Here is a 5471-nt window from a genome sequence, read left to right as displayed (position 1 = left end):
CCTGTGGGTGTGGTCTGGTGTTTTGGCTGGTTTCAAATTTTGTGCAGCCTGGTTCCGCGTTATTTCCGCGGTTTCTGGTTGTGTCTGTTTTTCTTCAACGGAGAGTTTGATCCTGGCTCAGGATGAACGCTGGCGGCGTGCTTAACACATGCAAGTCGAACGATGATCCGGTGCTTGCACCGGGGATTAGTGGCGAACGGGTGAGTAACACGTGAGTAACCTGCCCTTGACTCTGGGATAAGCCTGGGAAACTGGGTCTAATACCGGATATGACTCCTCATCGCATGGTGGGGGGTGGAAAGCTTTTGTGGTTTTGGATGGACTCGCGGCCTATCAGCTTGTTGGTGAGGTAATGGCTCACCAAGGCGACGACGGGTAGCCGGCCTGAGAGGGTGACCGGCCACACTGGGACTGAGACACGGCCCAGACTCCTACGGGAGGCAGCAGTGGGGAATATTGCACAATGGGCGCAAGCCTGATGCAGCGACGCCGCGTGAGGGATGACGGCCTTCGGGTTGTAAACCTCTTTCAGTAGGGAAGAAGCGAAAGTGACGGTACCTGCAGAAGAAGCGCCGGCTAACTACGTGCCAGCAGCCGCGGTAATACGTAGGGCGCAAGCGTTATCCGGAATTATTGGGCGTAAAGAGCTCGTAGGCGGTTTGTCGCGTCTGCCGTGAAAGTCCGGGGCTCAACTCCGGATCTGCGGTGGGTACGGGCAGGCTAGAGTGATGTAGGGGAGACTGGAATTCCTGGTGTAGCGGTGAAATGCGCAGATATCAGGAGGAACACCGATGGCGAAGGCAGGTCTCTGGGCATTAACTGACGCTGAGGAGCGAAAGCATGGGGAGCGAACAGGATTAGATACCCTGGTAGTCCATGCCGTAAACGTTGGGCACTAGGTGTGGGGGACATTCCACGTTTTCCGCGCCGTAGCTAACGCATTAAGTGCCCCGCCTGGGGAGTACGGCCGCAAGGCTAAAACTCAAAGGAATTGACGGGGGCCCGCACAAGCGGCGGAGCATGCGGATTAATTCGATGCAACGCGAAGAACCTTACCAAGGCTTGACATGGACCGGACCGCCGCAGAGATGTGGTTTCTCCTTTTGGGGCCGGTTCACAGGTGGTGCATGGTTGTCGTCAGCTCGTGTCGTGAGATGTTGGGTTAAGTCCCGCAACGAGCGCAACCCTCGTTCCATGTTGCCAGCGCGTAATGGCGGGGACTCATGGGAGACTGCCGGGGTCAACTCGGAGGAAGGTGGGGACGACGTCAAATCATCATGCCCCTTATGTCTTGGGCTTCACGCATGCTACAATGGCCGGTACAAAGGGTTGCGATACTGTGAGGTGGAGCTAATCCCAAAAAGCCGGTCTCAGTTCGGATTGGGGTCTGCAACTCGACCCCATGAAGTCGGAGTCGCTAGTAATCGCAGATCAGCAACGCTGCGGTGAATACGTTCCCGGGCCTTGTACACACCGCCCGTCAAGTCACGAAAGTTGGTAACACCCGAAGCCGGTGGCCTAACCCCTTGTGGGAGGGAGCCGTCGAAGGTGGGACTGGCGATTGGGACTAAGTCGTAACAAGGTAGCCGTACCGGAAGGTGCGGCTGGATCACCTCCTTTCTAAGGAGCACCTACAACGTTCATGTTCCGTGTATGCGGGGTGTGTGGTGTTGTCAGGAGTAAAGGCCCGTTGCGCAGGCGATCGTTCTGCGGCGGGTGCTCATGGGTGGAATATCAACAAATAGCGGCTGCATGGTTTGTGGTCTTGTTTAGTACGGACGGGTTCCCTTTCGGGGGTCCTGTCCTGGAACGGCGGGGCGCGGGTTGTGCGGTTTAGTGTTTGGCACACTGTTGGGTCCTGAGGCAACAGGGCTGCGGGGTTGTCCCTTTTTTGGGGGGCGGTTTTGCGGGTTTGTTTGTTTCTGGTTTCCTGGCTGCACCGATCATGCACGGTTGCCCCCTGGGGTTGTGTGTGGGGTGTGGGGTTTGGGGTTGTTGTTTGAGAACTACATAGTGGACGCGAGCATCTTTGAAAAGAAGCAATTTCCAAGAATTATGAACCTGGATCTGGCTGCGCTGTTGATGCCCCTTGTGGGGTGTTGGGGGTGTGGTTGGTTTCCGTGGTTCTCTCGTGAAGTGTTTTTTGATCTTTTGTGGTCAAGTTTTTAAGAGCACACGGTGGATGCCTTGGCATTAGGAGCCGAAGAAGGACGTAGGAATCTGCGATAAGCCTGGGGGAGTCGATAACCGGACTGTGATCCCAGGGTGTCCGAATGGGGAAACCCCGCCAGGCGCGCGAGTGATCTGGTGACCCGCATCTGAACACATAGGGTGCGTGGAGGGAACGCGGGGAAGTGAAACATCTCAGTACCCGCAGGAAGAGAAAACAATAGTGATTCCGTTAGTAGTGGCGAGCGAACGCGGATCAGGCTAAACCGTTCCATGTGTGATAGCCGGCGGGCGTTGCATGGTCGGGGTTGTGGGACTTTTTGTGCTGTCTCTGCCGGGACAGTGGGGTGTGAAGTGCTGGCATAGGTGAACGGTCTTGAAAGGCCGGCCGTAGAGGGTGTGAGCCCCGTAACCGTAATGTTGTGCACCGCCCTTGAAGAGTATCCCAAGTAGCACGGGGCCCGAGAAATCCCGTGTGAATCTGTCAGGACCACCTGATAAGCCTAAATACTCCCTAATGACCGATAGCGGACCAGTACCGTGAGGGAAAGGTGAAAAGTACCCCGGGAGGGGAGTGAAACAGTACCTGAAACCGTGTGCTTACAATCCGTCGGAGCAGCCTTTGTAGTTGTGACGGCGTGCCTTTTGAAGAATGAGCCTGCGAGTTAGTGTTACGTCGCGAGGTTAACCCGTGTGGGGAAGCCGTAGCGAAAGCGAGTCTGAACAGGGCGTTGCAGTGGCGTGATCTAGACCCGAAGCGAAGTGATCTACCCATGGCCAGGTTGAAGCGACGGTAAGACGTCGTGGAGGACCGAACCCACTTCAGTTGAAAATGGAGGGGATGAGCTGTGGGTAGGGGTGAAAGGCCAATCAAACTTCGTGATAGCTGGTTCTCCCCGAAATGCATTTAGGTGCAGCGTTGCGTGTTTCTTGCCGGAGGTAGAGCTACTGGATGGCTAATGGGCCCTACAAGGTTACTGACGTCAGCCAAACTCCGAATGCCGGTAAGTCAGAGCGCAGCAGTGAGACTGTGGGGGATAAGCTTCATAGTCGAGAGGGAAACAGCCCAGACCACCAACTAAGGCCCCTAAGCGTGTGCTAAGTGGGAAAGGATGTGGAGTTGCGAAGACAACCAGGAGGTTGGCTTAGAAGCAGCCATCCTTAAAAGAGTGCGTAATAGCTCACTGGTCAAGTGATTCCGCGCCGACAATGTAGCGGGGCTCAAGTACACCGCCGAAGTTGTGGCATTCACACATGTTCTAAGCCTTTGTGGTTCAGGAGTGTGGATGGGTAGGGGAGCGTCGTGTGGGCGGTGAAGTCGCGGTGTAAACCAGCGGTGGAGCCTACACGAGTGAGAATGCAGGCATGAGTAGCGAAAGACGGGTGAGAAACCCGTCCGCCGGATGATCAAGGGTTCCAGGGTCAAGCTAATCTGCCCTGGGTAAGTCGGGACCTAAGGCGAGGCCGACAGGCGTAGTCGATGGACAACGGGTTGATATTCCCGTACCGGCGAAAAACCGCCCATGCTGAACGGGGGATACTAACCGCCCGAAGCCTGCCCGAGACCCCTTGTGGGTTCAGGGTTTTGGTGGAGCGCGGGACCTGATCCCGGGAGGCAAGCGTATTAACAGGTGTGACGCAGGAAGGTAGCCGAGCCGGGCGATGGTTGTCCCGGTCTAAGGATGTAGGGCGAACGGTAGGCAAATCCGCCGTTCTTGTGCCTGAGATCTGATGGGACCCCCGTATGGGGGGATTCGGTGATCCTATGCTGTCGAGAAAAGCATCGGCGCGAGGTTTTAGCCGCCCGTACCCCAAACCGACACAGGTGATCAGGTAGAGAATACTAAGGCGATCGAGAGAATTATGGTTAAGGAACTCGGCAAAATGCCCCCGTAACTTCGGGAGAAGGGGGGCCCCAACCTTGAACACCACTTTGCTGGTGGGAGGGGATCGGGGCCGCAGAGACCAGGGGGAAGCGACTGTTTACTAAAAACACAGGTCCGTGCGAAGTCGCAAGACGATGTATACGGACTGACTCCTGCCCGGTGCTGGAAGGTTAAGAGGACCGGTTAGCCGCAAGGCGAAGCTGAGAATTCAAGCCCCAGTAAACGGCGGTGGTAACTATAACCATCCTAAGGTAGCGAAATTCCTTGTCGGGTAAGTTCCGACCTGCACGAATGGAGTAACGACTTCCCCGCTGTCTCAACCATAAACTCGGCGAAATTGCAGTACGAGTAAAGATGCTCGTTACGCGCAGCAGGACGGAAAGACCCCGAGACCTTTACTATAGTTTGGTATTGGTGTTCGGAGTGGCTTGTGTAGGATAGGTGGGAGACGTTGAAGCCCGGACGCCAGTTCGGGTGGAGTCATCGTTGAAATACCACTCTGGTCACTTTGGACATCTAACTTCGGCCCGTAATCCGGGTCAGGGACAGTGCCTGATGGGTAGTTTAACTGGGGCGGTTGCCTCCTAAAAAGTAACGGAGGCGCCCAAAGGTTCCCTCAGCCTGGTTGGCAATCAGGTGTCGAGTGTAAGTGCACAAGGGAGCTTGACTGTGAGAGAGACATCTCGAGCAGGGACGAAAGTCGGGACTAGTGATCCGGCGGTACATTGTGGAATGGCCGTCGCTCAACGGATAAAAGGTACCTCGGGGATAACAGGCTGATCTTGCCCAAGAGTCCATATCGACGGCATGGTTTGGCACCTCGATGTCGGCTCGTCGCATCCTGGGGCTGGAGTAGGTCCCAAGGGTTGGGCTGTTCGCCCATTAAAGCGGTACGCGAGCTGGGTTTAGAACGTCGTGAGACAGTTCGGTCCCTATCCGCTGCGCGCGCAGGAAATTTGAGAAGGGCTGTCCTTAGTACGAGAGGACCGGGACGGACGAACCTCTGGTGTGTCAGTTGTACTGCCAAGTGCACCGCTGATTAGCTACGTTCGGATGGGATAACCGCTGAAAGCATCTAAGCGGGAAGCTCGCTTCAAGATGAGATTTCCATACACCCTCGGGTGTGGGAGGCCCCCAGCCAGACCACTGGGTTGATAGGCCGGATGTGGAAGCGAGGACTAACGACTCGTGAAGCTGACCGGTACTAATAGGCCGATAACTTACACCACACACCATTGGTGAACGTATCCTTCAAAAGACGTTCACACCAAGCAATGGTACAAAGAGAAATAAGACTGCACGCGTCCACTATGTGGTTCCCAACCAACAAACCCGCCACCGGGCTTGTTCGGGACAGGAACCGATAACTGAATACCAGAACACCACAGTTCTAACACCACAGTTCTAACACCACAG

2 rRNA genes are annotated in these 5471 nt (G+C 55.6%); both read left to right on the top strand.

The features are described 5' to 3' along the window. The first annotated feature begins 94 nt into the window (after window positions 1-94). Window positions 95-1620: ribosomal RNA gene (locus ACIP9X_RS21745) — 16S ribosomal RNA — on the top strand. A gap of 535 nt (window positions 1621-2155) precedes the next feature. Then, a 23S ribosomal RNA gene (locus ACIP9X_RS21740) occupies window positions 2156-5284 on the top strand. The 16S and 23S rRNA genes sit together here, the layout of an rRNA operon. The last annotated feature ends 187 nt before the right edge of the window (window positions 5285-5471 follow it).

It is taken from the genome of Arthrobacter sp. NPDC093125, assembly GCF_044754225.1.
GTDB lineage: Bacteria > Actinomycetota > Actinomycetes > Actinomycetales > Micrococcaceae > Arthrobacter.
The sequence above is the reverse complement of the archived record's forward strand: the minus strand, read 5'-3'. Positions and strand labels throughout refer to the sequence as shown.